This is a genomic window from Pandoraea communis (assembly GCF_902459745.1).
Lineage (GTDB): Bacteria > Pseudomonadota > Gammaproteobacteria > Burkholderiales > Burkholderiaceae > Pandoraea > Pandoraea communis.
Window position 1 is genome coordinate 669,889 of sequence record NZ_CABPSJ010000003.1, and the last position, 24,157, is coordinate 694,045.

Genomic DNA, 24,157 nt, shown 5'->3' on the forward strand with positions numbered 1-24,157 from the left:
ACGACGGTGCGTTTGCGCGCATTGCCGTCACGCTCACCGCTGACGGTTCGTCGTTCTCAGTTCGAGACGTTTTCGGGTTTGAGTTCGACGATGGCGTCCAGCGCTGCCTTGACGTCCATCGCGTACTTCGCCAACGCCTTTTGCTCCTCCGTCTTTGGCTCGAAGGACGGCACACCGACCGGGTGATTGCTTTCGTCGACGGCGACAAACACCATCAGGCAGTCGGTCGTCTGACGCAGCTCGCCCCACTTGGGGTCGCCCGCGTGCACCGACACATGGATGTGCATGCTGGTGCGCCCCGTCGCCACGATACGTGCGCGCAGTTCCACGAGATTACCCACCAGAATCGGACGGCGGAAGCGGATGTTGCCGACGCTGACCGTCACGCAATAGCGGCCCGACCACGTGGCTGCGCATGCGTACGCCACTTCGTCGATCCACTTCATGAGGGAGCCCCCGTGCACCTTGCCACCGAAATTGACAGCGGCCGGCTCGGCCAGAAAGCGGAAAGTGATTTCGGAGCGTTCGCTTTGATTCTGCGGGGTATTCATGATGTTTGTGCTTGCGGGCTGAAGGTTCTTTCTTTCCCGGCCACCGTCCGGTTTTGGGGCTGTGAGATGGGAAAAGCGCCATGATACTGCGATTGCGCAAGGTATGCCGGCACCTCGAGCAGGTAGCCATTCACGTCGATTCACGGTGGTTTGGCCGGTATGACGGCCGTTTGCCAATGCCGAGAGTATGCCAAGGGTGCAAGCGCCTGCCGTGGCCGATAAAAAAACCCCGCTAAACATCAGCGGGGTTCAAGAAGTGCCCAGCAATACAGAGCAGGGCCGGGCACTCGGGGGGAAGTCTTGGCTTGGCTTCAGTGGGCGCCGGCCGCGGCGTCTGTGCCGCCACCGCCCTTCATCGGGCGCGTAATCCACACCATCGCGATCATCAGCACGAACAGCAGTGCCGAGATCCAGAAAATGTCGTTGGCGCCGAGCATGGCCGACTGCTGTGTGACCAGCCGGTCGATATAACCGTTAGCCTGTGGCGTCGTCATGCCGAGCTGGTTGAGGCTTTGCACCGAGTCATTAAACGTTGAGTCGTATGGCGTCAGATGCTCGGTCAACTGTGCATGGTGCAGCGTGATCCGGTTGTCCCACATGGTCGTCGCAATCGACGTGCCCACCGCGCCGCAGGTAATCCGCACGAAGTTGGACAGCCCCGCCGCTGCCGGAATGCGGTGCGCCGGCAACCCCGACAAAATGATGGCCGTGAGCGGGATGAAGAACATCGACATCGGTACGCCCTGCAGGAACGTCGGGATCATCAGCGTGCGCGTATCGACAAGCGTGTTGAAGTGCGAGCGCATCAGGAACACCAGTGCAAACAACAGGAACGAGACTGTCACGACCCAGCGGGCATCGAGCCTTGGCAGCGTCTTGCCGATGACCGGCGACAAGATGATGGCGAACAGACCCACCGGCGCCATCACCAGACCCGCCTCCGTGGCCGTATAGCCGAGGTAGATCTGCAACCACTGCGGCAGGATCACGAGATTGCCGAAGAACAGGCCGTAGCCCACCGAGATGGCCACCACGCCGCCGGTGAAGTTGACCCGCTTGAAGAGCGTCAGATCGACCACCGGATGCTTCTCGGTAATCTCCCAGATGACGAAGAAGCAGAACGACACCAGTGCCACGAGCGCAAGCACGACAATGGTCGACGAATTGAACCAGTCGAGTTCCTTGCCTTTGTCTAGCATCACTTGCAACGAGCCGACCCACAACACCAGCAAGGCCAACCCGACCGTATCGATCGGTTTGCGCTGCGTGGGCGTTTCGCGCTTGGCGTAAATCAGCCACGTGACATACGCGGCGGCAATGCCGACCGGAATGTTGATGTAGAAGATCCACGGCCAACGGTAGTTATCGGAGATCCAGCCGCCGAGAATCGGGCCCATCACCGGTGCGACCAGCGTTGTCATGCCCCATAACGCCAGCGCCATCGAACTCTTTGCGGGGGGATAGCTCGAGAGCAGCAGCGATTGCGAGAGCGGGATCATCGGCCCGGCCACGGCGCCTTGCAACACACGGGCCGCGAGCAGGATCTCGAGCGTGGGCGCCATGCCGCACAGCCACGAGGCCAGCACGAACAGCAGGATCGATGTGATGAACAGTCGCACCGCGCCGAACCGTTCGGTGAGCCAGCCCGTGAGCGGCACCGAAATGGCGTTGGCGACGGCAAACGACGTAATCACCCATGTGCCCTGGCTCGATGAGACACCCAGGTCGCCGGAAATGGCGGGAATCGATACGTTGGCAATCGATGTGTCGAGCACGTTCATGAACGTGGCGAGCGACAACGCGATGGTGCCGAGTACCAACTGGCCCCCCGACAGGGGGCCAGGAGCGTGTTGATTTGCCATGAGATATCAAAGGGGGTGGGGGGCACCCCCCTCCGCTTTACAGGGGACGTGCGCGAGCCGGCTGATTGCGCGTGTCGTTGGCGCCACCGCTGCCAGCGGCAGCTCCGGCACCCGCGTTTTCGGTAATGATCTTGGCGACGATGTCGTCGGCGTCGTGGCCGACCTTGTCGTACACGTCGGTCGAATACACCGGCAGCGCGGGCGCTTCACCCAGCTCCTTGCCGTCCGTGTTACGCACGTTGACCTTGACCTGCATCGACAGACCGACGCGCAGCGGATGCTGTTGCAACTGCTTCGCATCGAGCGCGATACGCACCGGCAGACGTTGCACGACCTTGATCCAGTTACCCGTGGCGTTCTGCGCCGGCAGCAACGAGAAGGCGCTACCCGTGCCTGCGGAGAAGCCCGCGACGGTGCCCTTGTACTCGACCGACGAACCGTACACGTCGGCCGTGAGCGTCACCGGCTGCCCCACGCGCATGTGCGCGATCTGCACTTCCTTGAAGTTGGCGTCGACCCAGACTTGGTTGAGCGGCACCAGCGCCATGAGCGGGGCACCCGTCGCCACGCGCTGGCCAACCTGCACCGAGCGCTTGGCCACGTAGCCGTCGACCGGGGCGGGGATCGACGTGCGGGCGTAGTCGAGATACGCGGCGCGCACCTGGGCTGCGGCCTGCTGCACGTTCGGATGCGTGGTCACCGAGGTCTTGTCGGTGAGCGCCTTGTTCGACACCAACTGTGCACGCGCCTGTTCGAGCCCGGCTTGTGCCGACTTCACGGCGTCCTGGGCGTGGGCCAGTTCTTCGCGCGACACGGCGCCCGTTGCAATTGCCATTTCACGACGCTTCACGTCGGCCTGTGCCTTGGCCAGTTCCGATTCGCGCATTGCCACGGTGGCGGCATAGGCGTCGTTGTTCACGAAATAGGTGCGTACCTGACGCACGGTCTGCGCCAGATTCGCTTCGGACTTCAGCAACGCCACGCGAGCGTCGGTCTGGTCCAGCGTGACCAGCGGCTGACCAGCCTTGACCATCTGCGTGTCGTCGACCTTCACGCCGGTCACGGTGCCGGCCACCTGCGGCGTGATCTGCACCACGTTGCCCGCGACATACGCATCGTCGGTATCTTCGTAATAGCGCGCATACAGCGCGTAGTAGGCACCGTAGCCGATGGCTGCAATGGCAATCACGGCCGTCAGCGTCAGCATCATGCGGCGGCGCTTGCCATTGCCCTGGGCCGGCTGAGCAGGTGCTTGTTGTTGGTTCTCGCTCATCATTTGCTCCGTACTAATCTCTTAATGTGCTTTGACGTTGTCTGTTCTGTCTTGCGCGACGTGTAGCTACCTGCCGGTCAGTGCGTCTGTGCGGCATCGCCTTGGGCATCTGCCGGGCGTTCCTGACCCACGACGAGGCCCGATGCCTGAGCATCGAAACCACCGCCCAATGCCTTGATCAGGCCAATCTGCTGGTCGCGCCGTGCGCTGTCGATATTCACGCGTGCCTGTTCCTGCGCAAGCAGTGACGACTCGGCTGTGAGTACGGTCAACTGCGGCGTGAGACCGGCCTTGTAACGATCGATGGCCAGGTCGTAGGCGCGTTGTGCGGCGTCCTGCGCCACGCGCTGCGACACCATCTGCTTGTCGGCAGAGCGGATCGACGACATGCGATCGGCGATGTCGCCAAGCGCTCTGTTAAGCGTCGAGTCGTAGTTCGCCACTGCACTTTCATACGCGGCGTACTGGCCCTTCAGGTTCGCGCGCAAACGGCCGCCGTCGAATATCGGCAGCGAAATCACGGGACCGGCCTGAATGCTCTGGCTGCTCGGATCGATCAGCTTGCCCAGCCCGAAGGTGGAGAAGCCGAACGCGGCGTTGAGGTTCACGTCCGGATAGAAACGTGCCTTCGCGACGTCCACGCCCTTGAGCTGCGCTTCCACCCCCCAGCGTGCCGAGACGATGTCGGGGCGACGGCCGAGCAGTGCGAGCGGCAGGTTGTCGGGTAGAGCGGGCGTAGGCAACTGGGCCAGTTTGGGCGGTGCAATTTCCAGACCGCGATCCGGCCCCTTGCCGAGCAACAGGCCGAGTTGATGGCGCGTAAGCAGGATCTGGCCGTCGAGTTGGGCGATTTGCGTCTGAATGTCGGCGGTGTTGCTGTCAGCCTGCTTCTGCTCGACCTGCGTATCGAGACCAGCACGAACGCGATCTGCTGTGAGCTTGCCGAGGTTCTGGCGTTGTTTGCTCACGCGATCGAGAACGTCGTGCAGTGCGTATTGCTGCGCGAGCTGGTTGTACGAGCGCGCGACGGCCGTGGCCAGCGCGAGCCGCACTTCCTGATCTTCGGCTTCTTCGGCCCGCTCGGCCGACGTGGCTTGCGCACGTGCCGAACGGTTCTTGCCCCACAGATCGAGTTCCCACGACAACGAAGCGGTCAGATCGCCCTGCGTGAACCATGCACCGCCGAAGCCTGCCGGGTAGATCGTGTTTTCGGTGAATTTCGAGCGGTTGATGTCGCCCGAGAAGCCGACCGATGGCAGCAACGCTGCGGCGGCCCCTTCGGTCTGCGCTTGCGCTGCCTTCAACCGGGCGGCCGCCATGGCCAGATCGGGGTTGCCCGCGAGGGCTTCGTCGATCAGAGAGACGAGTTGCGGATCGCCAAAGCGCTGCGCCCAGTCGGTACCCGGCCATTGGCCACCCTCGGAGGGTAGGCTGCGCTGAGTTTGATACTGATCGGGCGTGCTGATCTGCTTGTCGCTGTGGATGCCGGCGAAATTCGCACAACCCGCGAAGCCCAGTGTGACAGCCGCGAGACAGAGGGCGGAAATCGCTGAGCGGGCCCGCAGACGCGGGAGGAACGGTGAGGCCGCTTTCATCGCAAAACCTTTACGAGTGAAGTCTTGTACTGACGATAATCGGGAATTGGGCATTGACGAGGGCGTGAAATAGTGGACTCGTCATGTTTTTTGGGAGGCAAATCGGAACGGCTTTCACCGTCACCCCGACTCGCCGTTGGCGATGACTCGCCGCAACAGGCTTTTCAGAAAACCCACTTCCTCCACGGAAAAACCTTGCAACAGATGGTCGGCGGCGCGCACGAAAATGTCGGGCATCCGATCGGCCATTGCGTATCCGGCCTCGGTCGCACTCAGGTTCACCGTGCGGCGATCCATCTTGCTGCGCTCACGCATCAGCAGTCCGTGTGCTTCAAGCCGGTCGAGCAGGCGGGTGACCGCGCTCGCGTCTATACAGTAGTCACGCGCCAGATCGGCCGCCGTCTTGCTCTTGCCTGTGGCGACCTTGTAAAGCATGGTCGCCTGCGTGCTCGTCAGGCCGTACTGCGACGTTTCCTTCGTCAACTCGGCCAGAATCAACTGACGCACCCGGGCAACGAGATACCCGAGGGAATCATCGATGTCATAGGCGTTGCGGGGAGGATCGCTCTGGGGCGCGCCCGGCTGCGGCGTCGGCGCGGTAGCGGAGGGGGTGACGGGCGGTTCGGCCATTTTCGTGTTGCTGCAATAGTTGACTAGTCACGATTATAGCGTCCGCTTAATAAATTTCAAGGCCATGCAATAGTTGACTAGGCAATTATTTTGCTGGAGGGGTCGATGCTTTGTGTTGGATTGGTGCGTGGCGACAAGAATTAGCGGGAGAAGATGGGGGAGCGTGGGGAAGCGGTTCATGACGACGGCGCCTGAAAGTCGTCCGCCGTTGTTGCATTGCAGAAAGGCCATGACGCGAGACATGCGCAAGTGGTAGAATCGCGGATTCTCCAAAGGCTTTTTTCGAGCACCTCTTTCATGACCCGCGCTCTCCGTAATATCGCCATCATCGCGCACGTCGACCACGGCAAAACCACGCTCGTCGACCAGTTGCTGCGCCAGTCGGGCACTTTCCGCGAAAACCAGCAAGTCGCTGAACGCGTGATGGACTCGAACGACATCGAAAAAGAGCGCGGCATCACGATCCTCGCCAAAAACTGCGCCGTCGAATACGAAGGCACGCACATCAACATCGTCGATACCCCGGGACACGCGGACTTCGGCGGTGAAGTGGAACGCGTGCTTTCGATGGTCGACAGCGTGCTGTTGCTCGTCGACGCCGTTGAAGGCCCGATGCCGCAAACGCGCTTTGTGACCCGCAAGGCACTTGCCCTCGGTCTGAAGCCGATCGTCGTGGTCAACAAGATCGACCGTCCGGGCGCACGTCCGGACTGGGTGATCAACCAGACGTTCGATCTGATGGACAAGCTCGGCGCAACCGACGAGCAGCTCGACTTCCCGATCGTCTACGCGTCGGCGCTGAACGGTTTCGCCAGCCTCGACTCCGATGTGCGCGAAGGCACCATGCGCCCGCTGTTCGAGGCGATTCTCGAGCACGTGCCGGTCCGCGAAGCGGATGTCGACGGTCCGCTGCAACTGCAGATCAGCTCGCTCGACTACTCGACGTTCGTTGGCCGTATCGGTGTCGGCCGTATCACGCGTGGCCGCATCAAGCCGGGCCAGCAAGTGGTGATGCGCTTCGGCCCGGAGGGCGAAGTGCTCAAGCGCAAGATCAATCAGGTGCTGACGTTCCGGGGCCTGGAGCGCGTGATGTCGCCGGAAGGTGCGGAAGCGGGCGACATCGTGCTGATCAACGGCATTGAAGACGTGGGTATCGGCGCAACGATTTGCGACGTCGACACGCCGGAAGCCCTGCCGTTGCTGACGGTGGACGAGCCGACGCTGACCATGAACTTCTGCGTCAACACGTCGCCGCTGGCCGGCCGTGAAGGCAAGTTCGTGACGAGCCGTCAGATCCGCGATCGTCTGCACAAGGAACTGAATCACAACGTGGCGCTGCGCGTGAAAGACACGGCGGAAGACTCCGTCTTCGAAGTGTCGGGCCGTGGCGAGCTGCACCTGACGATTCTCATCGAGAACATGCGTCGCGAAGGCTATGAACTGGCCGTGTCGCGTCCGCGCGTGGTGCTCAAGGAAATCGACGGCGTGAAGCACGAGCCGTACGAAATGCTGACCATCGACCTGGAAGACGAGCACCAGGGCGCGGTCATGGAAGAAATCGGCCGCCGCAAGGGCGAAATGCTGGACATGGTGTCGGATGGTCGTGGCCGTACGCGCCTCGAGTACCGCATTCCGGCTCGCGGCCTGATCGGTTTCCAGGGCGAGTTCCTGTCGATGACCCGTGGTACGGGCCTGATGAGCCACATTTTCGACGCTTACGCACCGCTTAAGGATGGTACGTTGGGTGAGCGCCGCAACGGCGTGCTGATCTCGCAAGACGACGGTGCCGCCGTGGCCTACGCGCTGTGGAAGCTGCAAGATCGCGGCCGTATGTTCGTGTCGCCGGGCGACGCGCTGTACGAAGGCATGATCATCGGTATCCATAGCCGTGACAACGACCTCGTGGTCAACCCGATCAAGGGCAAGCAACTCACGAACGTGCGTGCGTCGGGTACCGACGAAGCCGTGCGTCTGGTGCCGCCGATCGCGATGAGCCTCGAATACGCTGTCGAGTTCATCGATGACGACGAACTGGTCGAAGTCACGCCGCAGACGATTCGACTGCGCAAGCGCTACCTCGTGGAACACGAGCGTAAGCGCGCATCGCGTGAGCAGAAGTAACGCCGGCGATGGCGTCACAGCGTAGCGGATGAACGTCTGCTGCGCCTCGATGCCAGTCTGTTGGAAAGAAAGCCGGTGCTTCGCACCGGCTTTTTTCGTTGTGGTTTTCGACATGCGGCGCGCGGTGCCTGCATGCTGTCGAAAGCCCCCGAGAGGTCGCGTCGCGCGCGCGACCGTTCCGTTGATATTGCTGAAGCACTCGCCAGACATGACCGAATTTGTTCGAACCGAAATCCGCGGCCGCATCGGCTTCATTACCCTGACCCGCCCAAAGGCGCTCAACGCGCTCTCGCACGACATGATTCGCGCGATGGCGTCGGCACTCGGCGCATGGCGTGACGATTCCAGGGTGCTGGGCGTTGTTTTGCAAGGCGAAGGCGAGAAGGGCTTATGTGCGGGCGGCGACATTCGATATTTCCACGAGGCCGTGAGCGCAGGGCGCACCGACATCATGGATTTCTTCACGGACGAGTACACGCTGAATTACACGATCGCCACGTACCCGAAGCCCTATATTGCACTGATGGACGGCGTGGTGATGGGCGGCGGCATGGGGATTTCGCAGGGCGCAGCGTTGCGAATCGTCACTGAGGCAACGCGCATGGCGATGCCGGAGACAGCCATCGGTCTGTTCCCGGACGTTGGCGGCGGGAGCTTCCTTGCTAACCTCGCGGGGCATCTCGGCGAGTACCTTGGCACGACCGGTATTGTGTTTGGCGCGGTCGACGCCTGTGAAATCGGTCTGGCCGACGCGGTTGTTCCGCGGGCCTCATTGCCGGCGCTGTGCGAATTGCTGGCAAACGGCGAGTGGCAAGATGGCGACGCCGTACTCAACGCGGCACGCATGTTCGCCCGTGAAGCGCTGCCGCCGGCCGGTCTGGCGCCAGGTAAGCTCGCGCCGCTGCGCGATGTGATCGACAGTCACTTCGGGCTGCCGGACATGCCGGCCATTCTGAGGGCGCTCAAGCGCGAAGCGCGCTGTGAATATTCGGGCTGGGCAGAGGAGACGGAACACCTTCTGCGCAGCAAGCGCTCGCCGTTGATGGTTTGCGTCACGTTGGAGCAGGTGCGTCGTGCACGCAAGCTGTCGCTGGCTGATGAACTTCGTGAGGAATGGCTGATGATGCGCAGCGTCTTCAATCTCGACGGCCGTACCGGCGCGGAGAGTGTCGAAGGCATTCGCGCATTGGTTGTCGACAAGGACCACGCGCCGCGTTGGCAGCATGCCGACATTGAGTCGGTGAAACCGGCAGACGTCGCGCGCTTCTTCGACGGGGATCGCCTCGGCGCCGACAATCCGCTACGCCAACTCGGCAAGTCAGGGCCCGTCGAGCGACGCAGTTGCGGGTGAGTCTGGGCGCTTATACCGCAGCGAGGCAGAACTGCTCGCCGACCGCCTGATCGAGTTTGCGGCAGATGTCGGCGATGCTGCCCACCATCACGATGTGCGATACGTCGCGATATACACGGACTTCGTGATCCGCTGGTGTCACTTGCGCATCGCGATGTTGAAGTTCGCGCACGTTGCGCGATGCCTTGATGGCCTTTCCGGACGGACATGCGCGGCGCGTTGCCGACGCCACGGCGGCCGCGAGTGTGCGGGGCAGGACGGTGCTGCGTGCGCGTGCGGGCACCGTGTAGGAGCGGGCAATGGCGGGGGCGGAAGCGAACGGGCCAGACAGGGCCGAGAGTCCGTACACGGCTGACAGCCGAGCTTGCGAAGTGGCTCGCACGCGCGATTGACCGAAAGACGTACGCAGCAAACCAAAGAGTCGAGCCATGATGCGATCCTTTTTCCAATGTGGGTCTGAGGGACGCGTCCTGCCGCGTATTTCGCAAATTGCGGGCGCAGCAGGGCACGGGCGCCGGACCCAGCCCGGCGCAATCGGAAATGCAAATCTTCAGGGAGTGGGGCGCTGCGCTACAACGCGCAGTCCCCGGCGTCGCGCTTAGAGATCGTTGTTGCGGATCAGGCCGACCGCAATGCCCTCGAGCGCAAAGTCGCCGCTACCTTCATTGACGTTGATGTTTTCGAAATCCGGGTTCTCGGCGATCAGCTCGACGCCGCCCGGCACGCGGTGAAAGCGTTTGACGGTTACGTCGTCGCCAAGGCGTGCCACGACGATCTGGCCCTCGCGCGCATCGGCAGCCTTCTGTACGGCCAGCAGATCGCCATCGAGAATGCCTGCATCGCGCATCGACATCCCGCGCACCTTCAGCAAGTAGTCGGGCTGGCGCGCGAACATGTTCGGGTCGCACTGGAAGTTGCGCTCAATGTGTTCCTGCGCAAGGATCGGGCTGCCCGCTGCCACACGTCCGACGAGGGGCAGCGACAACTGCATCAGGCCCATGTGCGGCAACGTGAACTGGTGTACACCGCCCGCTTCGTCCAGACGCTTGAGGCGGATGCCACGCGATTGGCCCGCAGCCAATTCGATCACTCCTTTGCGCGCTAGCGCCCGCAGGTGCTCCTCCGCGGCATTGGCGGAAGAGAAGCCGAGTTCGGCGGCGATTTCAGCGCGTGTCGGCGGAAAACCGGTGCGCTCGATCGCTTGTCGGACCAGTTCGTAGACCTGCTGTTGACGGGCGGTAAGTTTGATCATGGCATCACTGTATGGAAGCACAGGTGGCTGTATTTTTGTACAGTGTTTGTAAAAACGCAAGGGAAAACTTCATGTAGTGCGTGAAGTTTCCGCCACATCTCCCCGACTTCGCGCCGCACGTCGCCAGTGCCATGGGCCGCTGGGCATCGGAAGCGCCGCGCAGTAGATTGACGTGCGCCGCTGCAACGGGGCCGCCAGACGCTATCGGTCATCACCGCCTGTCACTTATGCGAACCCCTGAGGAGACAAGGGAGCGAGCGCGCTGAAGGCCGCTGCGGCTGAGCCGACATACGGTTGGGTAACCAAAGTCTTCCTTCAGCATCATTTCGCCAATCCTTATTCCGGCATAAACAAACGAAAAAATATTATTTTTAATTATTTAGCGCCCCTCATAGACTGGCCTCCTACACACGAGAAGCAAACAAGGAGTGCAAGTCATGAGCAAAGCAGCACGGGGATGGAAAGCTAAAAAGCTGGTGGTGGCACTGGGCGGCCTGGCACTGGCCGCCGGCATGACGATTCAGGCGCAGGCCGCGAGCCTTTCGTTGCTCAATGTCTCGTATGACCCGACGCGTGAGCTGTACGCCGACTACAACAAGGCTTTCGAAGCCCATTACAAGCAGACCACCGGCGACACGGTGACGGTGAAGGCCTCGCACGGCGGCTCGGGCAAGCAGGCCCGTACCGTGCTCGATGGCGCACCTGCCGACGTCGTCACGCTCGGCATCTCTGCCGACATCGACGAACTGGCTCAGGCCGGCCTCGTGAACAAGGATTGGCAAAAGCGTCTGCCTGACAACGCTACGCCGTACACCTCGACGATCGTGTTGCTGGTGCGCAAGGGCAATCCGAAGGGGATCAAGGACTGGGGCGATCTCGTCAAGCCGGGCATCAGCGTCGTGACGCCGAACCCGAAGACGTCGGCGGGCGCTCGCTGGAACTACCTTGCCGCATGGCTCTACGCGCTCAAGCAACCGGGCGGCAATGAGCAAAAGGCGCAGGATTTCGTCAAAGCGCTCTACAAGAACGTGGGCGTGCTCGACTCGGGCGCTCGTGGTGCCACCACGACCTTCGTGGAGCGTGGTATCGGCGACGTGCTGATCGCGTGGGAAAACGAAGCGCTGCTCTCGGTGAAGGATCTCGGTCCGGACAAGTTCGACATCGTGGTGCCGTCGTCGTCGATTCTGACGGAGCCGCCGGTGGCCGTGGTCGACAAGAACGTCGACAAGCATGGCACCCGCAAGGCTGCCGAAGCCTATCTGCAATGGCTGTATTCGCCGCAAGGTCAGGAAATCGCCGCGAAGCACTTCTATCGTCCGCGCTCGCCGGAGATCGCGAAGAAATACGCGTCGCAATATCCGAAGCTCAAGCTCTACACTGTCGACGCCGATCTGGGCGGCTGGACGAAGACGCAGGCCAAGCACTTTGCGGACGGCGGCATCTTCGACCAGATCTATACCAAGAAGTAACGCTACGACGAAAGGGACCCTCGCATGAGTACCGCACTGTTTCCCCTCTGGCGCAAGCCGAGTGCCTTGCCGGGCTTTGGCCTGACGATGGGCTACACCGTCGCATACCTGAGCCTTGTGGTGCTGGTGCCGTTGCTGATGGTCTTCATCAAGGCAAGCTCGCTCGACTGGACGAGCTTCGTCACCGCTGTGAGTTCGCCGCGCGTGCTGGCGTCGTACCGCCTCACGTTCGGCATCTCGCTGGCGGCCGCCATCCTCAATGCCGTATTCGGTTTCATTCTGGCGTGGGTGCTGGTGCGTTACACCTTCCCAGGCCGGCGATTCGTCGATGCGCTGATCGACCTGCCATTCGCCTTGCCCACGTCCGTGGCGGGCATCGTGCTGGCGGCGATCTACGCGCCGAACGGCTGGATCGGACGCTGGTTCGAACCGCTCGGCATCAAGATCGCCTTTACGCCGCTGGGCATTTTCGTGGCGCTGGCGTTCATCGGACTGCCGTTTGTGGTGCGCACGCTCCAGCCGGTGCTCGAAGAGTTCGAGCGTGAGCAGGAAGAGGCGGCGGCGTGCTTGGGCGCCACACGCTGGCAGACGCTGCGTCACGTGATTCTTCCGGCCGTGCTGCCTGCGCTGCTGACTGGCTTCGCGCTGGCCTTCGCGCGCGCCGTGGGCGAGTACGGCTCGGTCATCTTCATCGCCGGCAACATCCCGATGGTCTCGGAGATCACGTCGCTGCTGATCGTGACCAAGCTCGAACAGTTCGACTATGCGGGCGCTGCGGCACTGGCCGTGGTGATGCTGGTGATCTCGTTCGTGTTGCTGCTGCTTATCAATACCCTGCAATGGTGGCTGCAACGCCGTCATTCGGGCCGGCGCGCCAGCGGCGTGTGATTCAGGAAAACGAGAGAGAACGTTTCGACCATGTCAGATTCACTCGCACTGTCACGCACCTTGCCGCGTGCGGCCAAGGCGCGTAACGCCGATCCGACCGACGAGCCCGCGCTCGTCAAGGCCGTGCTGATTGGCGTCGCGCTGCTGTTCTTCGCCTTGTTTCTGGTGTTGCCGCTCGCGTCGGTATTCGTTACCGCCCTGGGCAAGGGATTCGCTGCTTACTGGGACGGCCTGACGAACGACGACGCGCTCTCGGCCATTCGCCTCACGGTGCTGATCGCCGTCATCGCCGTGCCGCTCAATCTGGTGTTCGGTGTGGCGGCGTCGTGGGCGATTGCGCGCTTCGACTTCAAGGGCAAGAGCGTGCTGACCACGCTCATCGATTTGCCGTTTTCGGTTTCGCCGGTGATCGCCGGGATGACGTTCTTGCTGATCTTCGGCCGTCAAGGGCCGATTTGGGACTTTCTCGACGCCCACAACCTGAAGATCGTGTTCGCGCTGCCCGGACTGGTGCTCGCGACGGTGTTCGTCACGTTCCCGTTCGTGGCGCGCGAATTGATCCCGCTCATGCAGGCACAGGGCAGTGAGGAAGAGGAAGCCGCTCGTGTGCTCGGCGCCACCGGCTGGCAGGTGTTTATGCGCGTGACGCTGCCGAAGATCAAATGGGGGCTGCTGTATGGCGTGATTCTGTGTAATGCCCGCGCCATGGGCGAGTTCGGTGCGGTGTCGGTCGTCTCCGGCCATATTCGCGGCGAGACGAACACGCTGCCGCTGCATGTGGAAATTGAATACAACGACTACCACACGGTGGGGGCATTTGCGGCAGCGTCGATTCTCGCGTTGCTCGCGCTCGCCACGCTGGCCCTGAAGCTGTGGGCCGAACGCAAGCTGGCGCAGGACAAGGCCGCGCGTCGCGAAGATGCCGTGGCGGCCTGAGCGGACATCGCATCGAGGAGCAAGACAATGAGTATCCAGGTACAACAGGTTTCGAAGCGGTTCGGCAATTTCGCGGCGCTCGACGAAGTAAGTCTCGAATTCCCCACGGGCGAGCTGGTCGCGCTGCTCGGGCCGTCCGGCTGCGGCAAGACCACATTGCTGCGCATCGTTGCCGGGCTGGAGTTTGCAGACGCCGGTCGCGTCGTTCTGAACGGCGAGGATGTCGCCTCGGTTGGCACGCGCGAGCGTCAGGTCGGCTTCGTGTTTCAGCATTACGCGCTGTTCCGTCACATGACGGTGTTCGAGAACGTAGCGTTCGGGCTGCGCGTGAAGTCGCGCCGCGAACGTCTTTCGGATGCGCAGATTCGCAACAAGGTGCACGAATTGCTCGGTCTCGTGCAGCTCGACTGGCTGGCTGACCATTACCCGGCAGAACTCTCGGGCGGACAGCGCCAGCGTATTGCACTGGCGCGGGCGCTGGCCGTCGAGCCGAAGGTGCTGCTGCTCGACGAGCCGTTCGGTGCGCTCGACGCCAAGGTGCGCAAGGAGTTGCGTAGCTGGCTGCGACGTCTGCACGACGAACTGCACATCACGACGATCTTCGTCACGCATGATCAGGAAGAGGCGCTCGAAGTCGCCGACCGCATCGTGCTGATGAATCGCGGTAAGGTCGAGCAGATCGGCGCACCGCAAGACGTCTACGACACGCCGCAGAGCGCGTTCGTCTATGAGTTTCTCGGCACCGCGAACCGGTTGCCGGGGGAACTGCGCACGCACGATTTCATTGCAGACGCCGGCGCGTATCGCGTGACGGTGCACAAAGACGATTTGCCGGCTGTGCCGCAGGATGGCCGTGCGATTGCGTACGTGCGTCCGCACGATCTCGCGCTGCTGCCGGCGCACGATGGTGGCCCGGGTATTAACGTGGCCGTGCGCCGCGCGATTCCGCTGGGCGGCACCGTGCGCGTGGAACTCGCCGCACCGGGCGATGCGGTATGGGAGGCGGAACTCACGCGCTCGGGCTGGCAGGCGCTCGGCGCCGATGCTGGCGCCCCGCTGCGGGCAGTGCCGCGTCAGTTGCGGGTGTTCTCCGCACACGCGTGAGCCGCACGGCGGTGTCGCATGACAGCATCGAACGACAGACCACAACAAGTTGAAGCCATTGGGTACACATCGTTGACGTTTTGAGACGTCACGGACAGACAAAGCAACAAGGCGGAGTTACATCATGAATTTCCAGCAATTGCGCTATGTGCGCGAAGCCGTTCGGCAGAACCTCAACCTGACGGAGGCGGCGAGTGCGCTGTACACGTCGCAGTCGGGCGTGAGCAAGCAGATCAAGGATCTCGAAGACGAACTCGGGGTGGATGTGTTCGTGCGTCGCGGCAAGCGTCTCACGGGACTGACCGAGCCCGGCAAAGCGGTGCTGCAACTGATCGAGCGCATGTTGCTCGACGCCGAGAACCTGCGCCGCGTGGCGCGTCAGTTCGCGGATCAGGACAGCGGTCATCTCGTGGTGGCGACGACGCACACGCAAGCGCGCTATGCGCTGCCGCAGGTCATCAAGCAGTTCACGAGCGTGTATCCGAAGGTGCATCTGGCGCTGCGCCAGGGCAGCCCGCGTCAGATCGCGCAGATGGTCATCGACGGCGAAGCCGACATTGGCATCACGACCGAGGCGCTCGACCGTTTTCCCGATATCGTCACGTTCCCGTGCTATTCGTGGCATCACGTGGCTGTCGTGCCGAAGGATCACCCGCTGGTCGGGCGTGAAAGCGTGACGCTCGCGGACATTGCCGAATACCCGATCATCACCTACGACGGCGACTTCACGGGCCGCTCGCACGTGGACAAGGCATTCTCCGATCAGGGACTGGTGCCGGACATCGTGTTGACGGCACTGGATACCGACGTAATCAAGACGTACGTCGAATTGGGGCTGGGCGTGGGGATCGTGGCGGCGATGGCTGTCGATCCGCGCAAGGATCAGGATCTGGCGGTGCTCGAACTCGACAACGCATTCGAGCCGAGCACCACGCGGATCGGCTTGCGCCGCGGTGCGTTCCTGCGCTCGTATGCTTACCGTTTCATTGAAATGCTGGCCCCGGCGCTCAAGGAGCAGGAAATTTCGACGCAACTGCGAGAAGCGCTGGAATTCGCGGCCTGACGCGGCGGAGCGCGACATTTCCGGGGGCGGGCAGGGCGGCGCACATTTTCAGGCGTTGTCGGGCACATCCCCGTCGTTCGGCCGTGGTTTGGCCATGGATCCCGCCCGCTGAGGCGGGATCGATATTTTCAGCGATTGGGAAGCCGGGCAGTATTGGATACAATCGTTGACATGACTTTGACCTCATTCAACCCCATCCCTCATTACACCGTGTCCTCGGGCGATCTGCCGCGCATTGCGCTGCTCGCCACGGGCGGCACGATCGCGGGCAGCGCGGCCGATGCGACGCGCACTGCCGGTTATCAGGCCGGGGCGCTCGGTGTGCAGGACCTGCTTGCCGCTGTCCCGGCGCTGGGCACTGTCGCGCACATCCACGCCGAGCAAGTCGCCCAGATCGACAGCAAGGACATGAGTGTGGCGCTCTGGCAGAAGCTTGCCGCCCGCGTGAACGCCTTGCTTTCGCAGCCCGATGTGGCAGGGGCGGTGATTACCCACGGTACCGATACGCTGGAAGAGACTGCGTATTACCTGCACCTGACCATCAATAGCCGCAAGCCGGTGGTGTTGACGGCGGCGATGCGGCCCGCAACGGCGCTCTCCGCCGACGGACCGCTCAACCTGCTCAATGCCGTGCGCGTGGCTACCGACCCGATTTCATCGGGCCGTGGCGTGATGGTCGCCATCAACAACCAGATTCACTGCGCACGCGACGTCATCAAAACGAGCACCTACAAGGTCGACGCTTTCCACTCGCCGGAAATCGGCGTGCTGGGCTGGGTGCAGGACGAGCGGGTGGCGTTCCAACGTGCGGCGTTGCAGTACCACACCGTCGAGAGCGAGTTTGTCGGACTCTCGGGCGAGTTGCCCGCCGTCGAAGTGGTCTCGAGTTATGCGGGTGTGTCGCGGATCGCCGTCGACGCCCTGGTGGAAGCCGGCGTGCAGGGCATCGTGGTCGCAGGCACGGGCAACGGCTCGCTGCATTCATTGCTGCAACAGGCGCTGGCCGAGGCCGTGCAGCGCGGCGTGACGGTCGTACGCGCCGCACGCGTGGGCAGCGGACATGTCATGCACAACGGCGCGGCACCCGACGATCAGTATGGCTTCGTGAGCGCGGGCAACCTGCATCCGTTCAAGGCGCGTGTTTTGCTGATGCTGGCGTTGCAGGCAGGTGTGCCGCGCGAGCGCATGCAGAGCCTGTTCGCCGAGTATTGACCCGCAGCATCCGATCGTCTGGGGCAAAAAAAAACGGCGCCGGCCGTTCATTCGAACGACTTGCGCCGTGACGCCCGGCCTCCGCCAGTGCGCGCCGTATCTCCCTGATTGCCTGACGTTGCCTGCGCGGCGGTGAATTACGCCACGGTATGGTTGGCGAGCATTTCCAGCGCGCGCACCATGCCCGAGTGATCCCACGCGGCGCCACCGTTGGCGGCACAGGCGTTGAACAGCTCCTGGCACGTGGCTGTGTTCGGCAGCGAAACGCCGAGGGCCTTGGCGCTCTGGAGTGCCAGATTCAGATCCTTCTGATGCAATGCGATGCGGAAGCCCGGCTCGAAGTTGCGCTTGACCATGCGCTCGCCGTGCACTTCGAGAATACGCGACGATGCGAAGCCGCCCATCAGGGCCTCTCGCACCTTGGCAGGGTCGGCACCGGCCTTCGAGGCGAACAGCAGGGCTTCGCCCACGGCTTCGATCGTCAGCGCGACCACGATCTGGTTGGCGACCTTGCAGGTCTGGCCGGCACCGCTCTCGCCCACGAGCGTGATGTTCTTGCCCATCAATTCGAAGAACGGCTTCACGTCGTCGAACGCCGCTTGTGAACCGCCGACCATGATCGACAGCGAGGCAGCCTTCGCGCCGACTTCGCCGCCCGAGACCGGTGCGTCGAGGTATTCGGCGCCCAGCGCCTTGATCTTCTTGGCGTATTCCTTCGTTTCGATCGGCGAGATGGAACTCATGTCGACGACGATCTTGCCGGCCGAAAGGCCTTCGGCCAGTCCATCCTGACCGAACAGCACAGCACCCACGTCCGGGGTGTCCGGCACCATCACGAAGACGATGTCGGCACGCTTGGCGACTTCCTTGGCCGACGTACAGACCGTGGCCTGAGCGTCAATCAGGTCTTGCGGGGGCGTGCGGCGCTCGTACAGGAACAGCTTGTGACCGGCGTTTTGCAGATGCTTCGCCATCGGCGCGCCCATGATGCCCAGACCAATGAAACCGAGTTGTGCCATTTTGAGACTCCTTGTTGCCAAAGTTTGATGTGTGATTCGCTGACGCCCGGACGAGCGGGGCGATGGCGCGCAAGCGCGTCCCCCCGTGCTCCGGCCGCATGCCCCCTGCATGCGGCCGGCGGGGCCCTTCCTCGTCGAAACCCGGTCAGCCGGCGTGCCGCTTCATCGTCGTGCAGCTACGCCGTTGTGTCGTCTGCACGCCGCCGGGGGAGGCGCAGTGCAGGGTGAACGGGGGCGTTTCGAAAATCAGGCGGCTTCGCGCAAACCCGCTGCCTTGAACCAGCCGAGACCGTCGGTCGTGGTGGTCGCGGGTTTGTACTCGCAGCCGATCCAGCCGTGGTAGCCAATGCGATCGAGGAACGCGAACAGGTAGGCGTAGTTGATCTCGCCCGTGCCCGGCTCGTTGCGGCCCGGGTTGTCTGCGAGTTGCACGTGAGCGATACGCGCCAGATTCGTCTCGATGGTCTTGGCGAGTTCGCCTTCCATGCGCTGCATGTGATAGATGTCGTACTGCAAGAACAGGTTGTCCGAGGCGACAGCGTCGAAGATATCCAGCGCCTGTTTCGTGCGGTTCACGAAGAAGCCGGGAATGTCATACGTGTTGATCGGTTCAACCAGCAGGCGGATGCCTTCGGCCTTGAGCGCTGCGGCGGCGAAGCGAAGGTTTTCCACAAGCGTTTCCTGGGCAGCTTGCGTCGACAGGTCGGCGCCTTGCTTGCCCACGAGGCAGTTCAATTGCTTCACGCCCAGCGCCTTGGCGTAGGTGATCGCTTCGCCCACACCGTCGCGGAATTCGGCAACGCGATCCGGGAAGATGGCGATGCCGCGCTCACCGGCTTCCCAGTTGCCGGCCGGCAGGTTGTGCAGCACGAGGTCAAGCTGATACTGGTTCAGCTTGTCGGCGATCTGGTCGCGGTGAAACGAATAGGGGAACAGAAACTCCACGCCGCGAAAGCCCGCTGCGGCGGCCGCCTTGAAGCGGTCGAGGAACGGCACCTCGTTGAACAGCATGGTCAGGTTGGCGGCAAATTTCGGCATTGCGCTGACTCCTCTCTCTCTTTTTTAGGGGGTGGTTTCGACGATTTCGATGCAAGGGTGTTGCCGGGTTGCGGGGCGCGCACTTTGGCCGTTCACGGGCGCTAGCCGAAAGCGGAGGGGACGCACGCGCCCCGCAATCCTGTTGCAGATCTGGCTGGCTTCGGCTTATGCCGTCACTGCGTTGTCTTCTTCCACGACGTCGACGATTTCTTCGAACTCATTGACGTTGTCGATCTCGGTGCCCATCGCGATGTTGGTCACGCGCTCGAGAATCACTTCCACGATCACCGGCACGGAGAACTCGGCCATCAGCTTGCGAGCCTGAGCAAACGCGGGCTGGATGTCGTTCGGCTGGAACACGCGAATCGCCTTCACGCCGAGCCCTTCGGCCACCTTCACGTGATCGACGCCATAACCGTTCACTTCCGGCGAGTTCACGTTCTCGAACGCGAGCTGTACGCAGTAGTCCATATCGAAGTTGCGCTGTGCCTGACGGATCAGACCCAGATACGAGTTGTTCACGACCACGTGGATGTACGGCACCTTGAACTGCGCTGCCACGGCCAGCTCTTCGATCATGAACTGGAAGTCGTAGTCGCCCGAGATCGCCACCACGTCCGACGACGGCGATGCCACCTTCGCGCCGATTGCCGCCGGCACCGTCCAGCCCAGCGGGCCTGCCTGGCCGCAGTTGATCCAGTGACGCGGCTTGTTCACGTGCAGGAACTGTGCGGCTGCGATCTGCGACAGACCGATGGTCGAGACGTAGCGCACGTCGCGACCGAAGAACGCGTTCATTTCCTGATACACGCGCTGTGGCTTGATCGGCACCTGATCGAAGTCCGTGCGGCGCAGCATGGTGCGCTTGCGCTTCTGGCAGTCGGCCACCCACTGCGAGCGGTCCGGCAGACGGCCGGCAGCTTTCAGTTCCCTGGCAACTTCCACGAACAGTTTGAGGGCAGCCTTGGCATCGGAGACGATGCCGTAATCCGGACCGAACACGCGCCCGATTTGCGTCGGCTCGATATCGACGTGCACGAACTTGCGGCCCTTGGTGAAGACATCGACGCTGCCAGTGTGGCGGTTGGCCCAGCGGTTGCCGATGCCCATCACGAAGTCGGAGGCCAGCATGGTCGCGTTACCGAAGCGATGCGAGGTTTGCAGGCCGACCATGCCGGCCATGAGCGGATGGTCGTCGGCGATGGTGCCCCAGCCCATGAGCGTGGGCACGACCGGCACGTTCACCGTCTCGGCGAACTCGACGAGCAGATCGGCGGCGTCGGCATTGATCACGCCACCGCCCGAGACGATCAACGGACGCTCCGAAGCGACCAGCATCTGAATCGCCTTTTCGATCTGCGCACGCGAAGCCGCAGGCTTGTACACGGGCAGTGGCTCATACGTCTCCGGATCGAAGTCGATCTCGGCGACCTGCACGTCGAACGGCAGGTCGATGAGCACCGGCCCCGGACGGCCCGAACGCATCAGGTGGAACGCCTGCTGAAACACGCGCGGCACGAGGGCAGGCTCGCGCACCGTCACCGCCCACTTGGTGACCGGCTTGGCGATCGACTCGATGTCGACGGCCTGGAAATCTTCCTTGTACAGGCGGGCGCGCGGCGCCTGACCCGTGATGCACAAGATGGGGATCGAATCGGCCCATGCGGAGTAGAGACCCGTGATCATGTCGGTGCCTGCCGGGCCCGACGTGCCGATGCACACGCCGATGTTGCCGGCTTCAGCGCGCGTATAGCCTTCGGCCATGTGCGACGCACCTTCGACGTGGCGGGCAAGTACGTGCTCGACGCTGCCGGCCTTGCGCATCGCCGAATAGAACGGGTTGATGGCGGCGCCCGGCACGCCGAATGCGGTCGTGATGCCTTCCTTCTCCAGCACTCGGACGGCGGCCTCTACGGCGGTCATCTTGGCCATGTGACTCCTCCAATGGGTAATGAATAATGACGTCGGAGCTCACTTTAAGCCGGTACGATTTGTTTGATAAGATCACAAAAGATCGTTTTTTTAAGAACAAAAAGTATCGAATGGAGGCGTGATGGACCGTTACAAACAGATCGAAACCTTCGTGCATGTAGCTGAAGCGGGCAGTCTGGCAGCCGCAGCGCTAAAGGAAGGTGTCTCGCCGGTGATTCTTGGGCGGCGCATCGATGCCCTCGAAAAACGGCTTGGCATCAAGCTGATGTACCGGTCCACGCGCCGGCTGGCGCTCTCGGAGGAGGGCGGCGCTTTTCTCGAGCGCTGCAAGCAGTTGCTCGGCGACTGGGAGATGGCGGAGAACGAGATCAGCGCGGGACGCCATGCCGTCTCGGGGCATTTGATCGTGTCGGCGCCTGCGGCGTTCGGTCGCAAGCATGTGGCCCCGCACGCGCCGGCGTTTCTGCGCCTGCATCCGGAGGTTCAGATTTCGTTCAATCTGACCGACCGGGTGGTCGACATCGTGCGCGAGGGGTACGACATGGGCATTCGCATCGGCGGCTCCGTCGACCCGAACTTCGTGGCCGTGAAACTCGCGCAGAACCGGCGCGTGGTGTGCGGCACGCCGGCATATTTCGCGCGGCATGGCCGCCCTAAGACGCTGGAAGACCTGGCCAAGCACAATTGCCTTGCGTTTAACCTGCAAGGCGGCCAGCAACGCGGCTGGTACTTCAAGCGGCAGGGCAAGCTCGTGACGATTCGCGTGGCGGGCAGTCTGGACTGCAACGACGGCGAGTTGCTGCACCGCTGGGCGTTGGAAGGGCTGGGGCTGGGCTGGCGCTCGACGTGGGAAATCCAGCGCGAACTGCTCTCGGGAGCGCTGGAGACCGTGCTCGACGAATACGCGCTGCCCGACTACGACATTCTCGCCGTGTACCCGCAACAGCGCTTCCAGCCCGCCCGGGTGCGTCTTTTCATCGAGCAGTTGCGGCAGATCTACGCCCGTCCGAACTACTGGCTGGAGAATGCCTGAGGCAGGGCTGACGGTACCCGGGAGCGGGCGCCGGGACGCAAGTCGGACGGCACCGATAGGGCGGGAGTTGATGATCGACATGAATTCCGCTAGAATCGCGGGTTCTGCAACCTTGCTGCACTGGTTCTGACGCCCAGGCGGCTTTGTCCATAAGGAGCTCTATATGCGTCATTATGAAATCGTATTTATCGTTCACCCCGATCAGAGCGAGCAAGTGCCTGCGATGATCGAGCGCTACAAGGGCATGGTGACGGCCAAGGCTGGTCAGATCCATCGCGTCGAAGACTGGGGCCGTCGTCAACTGGCCTACATGATCGAAAAGCTGGCTAAGGCTCACTACGTCTGCATGAACATCGAGTGCGACCAGGAAACCCTGGACGAGCTGGAACACGCATTCAAGTTCAACGACGCCGTTCTGCGCCACCTCGTGGTTCGCATGAAGAAGGCCGAGACCACGCCGTCGCCGATGATGAAGGAAGTGGCCCGCGAAGAAGCCAAGAAGGCTGCCGCCGTGCCCGCGACCGAAGCTGTTGCTTCGTAATTAGCGCACCGGAACGCATCAGGGTGCCAACGGAAACATCGACCGCGTGAATCGTTTACGGCTAGAGGCCAGCATCGTCGAAATCGGCACGCTGCGCTATACCCCAGCCGGACTTCCTGTGATCGATGTCACGCTGGCCCATGCGGGAACTGTTGAGGAGGCGAGCGTCGCTCGTCAGGTCGAGTTCTCGATGCCAGCCGTTGCGATCGGTCCCATCAGTGCCAAAGTCATGGCGTTGGGACTCGAGAAGCCAGCCCAGTGGGCAGGTTTTCTGGCAAAAAAGCATCGCAATAGCCGCACCCTGGTGTTTCACATCACAGCATTGCAAGAATTTGAAAAGGATTGTTGAACATGCCGCGTCCTAACGGTAAAAACAAGAAGTTTGATCGTCGCCGCCAACAGCAAAACCCGCTGTTCAAGCGCAAGAAGTTCTGCCGCTTCACCGTCGCTGGTGTCGAGCAGATCGATTACAAGGATGTCGAAACGCTGAAGGACTTCATCGGCGACAACGGCAAGATCACCCCGGCTCGCCTGACGGGCACCAAGGCGCACTACCAGCGCCAACTCGATACGGCCATCAAGCGCGCGCGTTTCCTGGCGCTGCTGCCGTACACCGATCTGCACGGTGCTTAATCGCCAGTCGACGAAGGAGAATAGATAATGCAAGTGATTCTGCTGGAAAAGGTCGTCAACCTGGGTAACCTGGGCGACATCGTGAAGGTCAAGGATGGTTTCGCACGTAACTTCCTGATCCCGACCAAGAAGGCCCGCCGCGCCACTAAGGACGCGATCGCCGAATTCGAAGTTCGCCGCGCCGAACTGGAAAAGGCTGCCGCCGAGAAGCTGGCTGCTGCACAAGCCGAAGGCGAAAAGCTGAGCGGTCTGACCGTGCAAATCTCGCAGAAGGCCGGTGTTGACGGCCGTCTGTTCGGTTCGGTCACCAACTTCGACATCGCCGAAGCCCTGGGCACCCAAGGTTTCAAGGTCGAGAAGATGCAAGTGCGTATGCCGAATGGCCCGCTCAAGACCGTGGGTGACTTCCCGGTCCAGGTGGCGCTGCACACTGACGTCATCATCGACGTGAACGTGTCGGTGCTGGGCGAGCACGCCTAAGTCGTATCCGCGTCAGCTTCCCGACGCGAATAAAAGACGGAAGCCGGTCCGCCGGCTTCCGTTTTTTTATGCCTGTCTGTTCTGTTTTGCGGGTCGCCGGGATTATCCGGCTGCCGGTCATGCGCTGATCTACGCCGACCGCCTTCCGGTTGCGCTCCCTTCCACGTTCGTTAC

At 62.2% G+C, this 24,157-nt stretch carries 23 protein-coding genes and 1 pseudogene; 14 read left to right on the forward strand and 10 right to left on the reverse strand.

Annotation, left to right across the window (positions count from 1 at the left end; translation table 11 throughout):
* Positions 1-56: 56 nt before the first annotated feature.
* The 5 genes from PCO31110_RS13895 to PCO31110_RS13915 all read right to left on the reverse strand — a co-directional run bounded on the left by PCO31110_RS13895 (position 57) and on the right by PCO31110_RS13915 (position 5,911).
* The gene (locus PCO31110_RS13895; RefSeq protein WP_010803779.1) at positions 57-551 is read right to left on the reverse strand and encodes an acyl-CoA thioesterase; all 495 of its coding nucleotides are present in this window, start codon (positions 549-551) and stop codon (positions 57-59) included.
* Positions 552-862: 311 nt separating this feature from the next.
* Positions 863-2,413 carry a DHA2 family efflux MFS transporter permease subunit gene (locus PCO31110_RS13900; protein ID WP_010803780.1) on the reverse strand — a complete coding sequence of 517 codons (1,551 nt, stop codon included), beginning with the start codon at positions 2,411-2,413 and terminating at the stop codon, positions 863-865.
* Positions 2,414-2,450: 37 nt separating this feature from the next.
* Positions 2,451-3,686 carry an HlyD family secretion protein gene (locus PCO31110_RS13905; protein WP_150690671.1) on the reverse strand — a complete coding sequence of 412 codons (1,236 nt, stop codon included), beginning with the start codon at positions 3,684-3,686 and terminating at the stop codon, positions 2,451-2,453.
* Between the two features lie 77 nt (positions 3,687-3,763).
* Positions 3,764-5,281, reverse strand: coding sequence for an efflux transporter outer membrane subunit (locus tag PCO31110_RS13910; protein ID WP_150690672.1), 1,518 nt, complete (start codon positions 5,279-5,281; stop codon positions 3,764-3,766).
* A gap of 120 nt (positions 5,282-5,401) precedes the next feature.
* Complete coding sequence (locus PCO31110_RS13915; protein WP_010803783.1) at positions 5,402-5,911, reverse strand: MarR family winged helix-turn-helix transcriptional regulator; 510 nt, start codon at positions 5,909-5,911, stop codon at positions 5,402-5,404.
* A 297-nt stretch (positions 5,912-6,208) separates the two neighbouring features.
* Here PCO31110_RS13915 and typA point away from each other — a divergent pair, with 297 nt between their 5' ends.
* Positions 6,209-8,032 (forward strand): translational GTPase TypA, encoded by a 1,824-nt coding sequence (gene typA, locus PCO31110_RS13920; RefSeq protein ID WP_010803784.1) that lies wholly within the window; start codon positions 6,209-6,211, stop codon positions 8,030-8,032.
* A gap of 208 nt (positions 8,033-8,240) precedes the next feature.
* Positions 8,241-9,383, forward strand: a complete 1,143-nt coding sequence (locus PCO31110_RS13925) for an enoyl-CoA hydratase/isomerase family protein (protein WP_150690673.1) — start codon at positions 8,241-8,243, stop codon at positions 9,381-9,383.
* A 10-nt stretch (positions 9,384-9,393) separates the two neighbouring features.
* On the opposite strand, the gene PCO31110_RS13930 is transcribed toward PCO31110_RS13925, so the two are convergent.
* Together PCO31110_RS13930 and lexA are read right to left on the reverse strand one after the other, a co-directional pair.
* A complete protein-coding gene (locus PCO31110_RS13930; RefSeq protein ID WP_010803786.1) occupies positions 9,394-9,813 on the reverse strand; it encodes a hypothetical protein in 420 nt (139 codons plus the stop codon).
* 168 nt (positions 9,814-9,981) lie between these two features.
* Positions 9,982-10,635 (reverse strand): transcriptional repressor LexA, encoded by a 654-nt coding sequence (gene lexA, locus PCO31110_RS13935; RefSeq protein ID WP_010803787.1) that lies wholly within the window; start codon positions 10,633-10,635, stop codon positions 9,982-9,984.
* Positions 10,636-11,072: 437 nt separating this feature from the next.
* Between lexA and PCO31110_RS13940 the strand changes: the two genes are divergently transcribed.
* The 7 genes and pseudogenes from PCO31110_RS13940 to PCO31110_RS13965 all read left to right on the forward strand — a co-directional run bounded on the left by PCO31110_RS13940 (position 11,073) and on the right by PCO31110_RS13965 (position 17,307).
* Positions 11,073-12,104, forward strand: coding sequence for a sulfate ABC transporter substrate-binding protein (locus PCO31110_RS13940; RefSeq protein WP_010803788.1), 1,032 nt, complete (start codon positions 11,073-11,075; stop codon positions 12,102-12,104).
* 24 nt (positions 12,105-12,128) lie between these two features.
* Entirely contained in the window at positions 12,129-12,992 is an 864-nt protein-coding gene (gene cysT, locus PCO31110_RS13945; RefSeq protein WP_150690674.1) for a sulfate ABC transporter permease subunit CysT, read from the forward strand.
* A gap of 30 nt (positions 12,993-13,022) precedes the next feature.
* Positions 13,023-13,928 carry a sulfate ABC transporter permease subunit CysW gene (gene cysW, locus PCO31110_RS13950; RefSeq protein ID WP_150690675.1) on the forward strand — a complete coding sequence of 302 codons (906 nt, stop codon included), beginning with the start codon at positions 13,023-13,025 and terminating at the stop codon, positions 13,926-13,928.
* A gap of 27 nt (positions 13,929-13,955) precedes the next feature.
* Positions 13,956-14,691: pseudogene (locus tag PCO31110_RS13955) on the forward strand (sulfate/molybdate ABC transporter ATP-binding protein); the annotation flags it as partial.
* A gap of 104 nt (positions 14,692-14,795) precedes the next feature.
* On the forward strand, positions 14,796-15,032 hold the full coding sequence (locus tag PCO31110_RS26270) for a TOBE-like domain-containing protein (RefSeq protein ID WP_370855830.1): 237 nt from the start codon (positions 14,796-14,798) through the stop codon (positions 15,030-15,032).
* A gap of 124 nt (positions 15,033-15,156) precedes the next feature.
* Positions 15,157-16,095 (forward strand): CysB family HTH-type transcriptional regulator, encoded by a 939-nt coding sequence (locus tag PCO31110_RS13960; RefSeq protein WP_010803792.1) that lies wholly within the window; start codon positions 15,157-15,159, stop codon positions 16,093-16,095.
* A 171-nt stretch (positions 16,096-16,266) separates the two neighbouring features.
* On the forward strand, positions 16,267-17,307 hold the full coding sequence (locus PCO31110_RS13965) for an asparaginase (protein ID WP_010803793.1): 1,041 nt from the start codon (positions 16,267-16,269) through the stop codon (positions 17,305-17,307).
* 137 nt (positions 17,308-17,444) lie between these two features.
* On the opposite strand, the gene glxR is transcribed toward PCO31110_RS13965, so the two are convergent.
* From glxR to gcl, 3 genes are all read right to left on the reverse strand, one after another.
* A complete protein-coding gene (glxR, locus tag PCO31110_RS13970) occupies positions 17,445-18,437 on the reverse strand; it encodes a 2-hydroxy-3-oxopropionate reductase (protein WP_256380686.1) in 993 nt (330 codons plus the stop codon).
* Between the two features lie 135 nt (positions 18,438-18,572).
* Entirely contained in the window at positions 18,573-19,364 is a 792-nt protein-coding gene (hyi, locus tag PCO31110_RS13975; protein WP_010803795.1) for a hydroxypyruvate isomerase, read from the reverse strand.
* Positions 19,365-19,529: 165 nt separating this feature from the next.
* Positions 19,530-21,296 (reverse strand): glyoxylate carboligase, encoded by a 1,767-nt coding sequence (gcl, locus tag PCO31110_RS13980; RefSeq protein ID WP_010803796.1) that lies wholly within the window; start codon positions 21,294-21,296, stop codon positions 19,530-19,532.
* A gap of 121 nt (positions 21,297-21,417) precedes the next feature.
* Between gcl and PCO31110_RS13985 the strand changes: the two genes are divergently transcribed.
* The 5 genes from PCO31110_RS13985 (at position 21,418) to rplI (ending at position 23,983) form a co-directional block, all read left to right on the forward strand.
* A complete protein-coding gene (locus PCO31110_RS13985) occupies positions 21,418-22,329 on the forward strand; it encodes a LysR family transcriptional regulator (RefSeq protein WP_010803797.1) in 912 nt (303 codons plus the stop codon).
* Positions 22,330-22,492: 163 nt separating this feature from the next.
* Positions 22,493-22,870 (forward strand): 30S ribosomal protein S6, encoded by a 378-nt coding sequence (gene rpsF, locus PCO31110_RS13990; RefSeq protein ID WP_010803798.1) that lies wholly within the window; start codon positions 22,493-22,495, stop codon positions 22,868-22,870.
* A 46-nt stretch (positions 22,871-22,916) separates the two neighbouring features.
* Positions 22,917-23,219, forward strand: coding sequence for a primosomal replication protein N (priB, locus tag PCO31110_RS13995; protein WP_010803799.1), 303 nt, complete (start codon positions 22,917-22,919; stop codon positions 23,217-23,219).
* Between the two features lie 2 nt (positions 23,220-23,221).
* A complete protein-coding gene (rpsR, locus tag PCO31110_RS14000; RefSeq protein ID WP_010803800.1) occupies positions 23,222-23,503 on the forward strand; it encodes a 30S ribosomal protein S18 in 282 nt (93 codons plus the stop codon).
* A 27-nt stretch (positions 23,504-23,530) separates the two neighbouring features.
* Complete coding sequence (rplI, locus tag PCO31110_RS14005) at positions 23,531-23,983, forward strand: 50S ribosomal protein L9 (RefSeq protein ID WP_010803801.1); 453 nt, start codon at positions 23,531-23,533, stop codon at positions 23,981-23,983.
* Positions 23,984-24,157 lie beyond the last annotated feature (174 nt).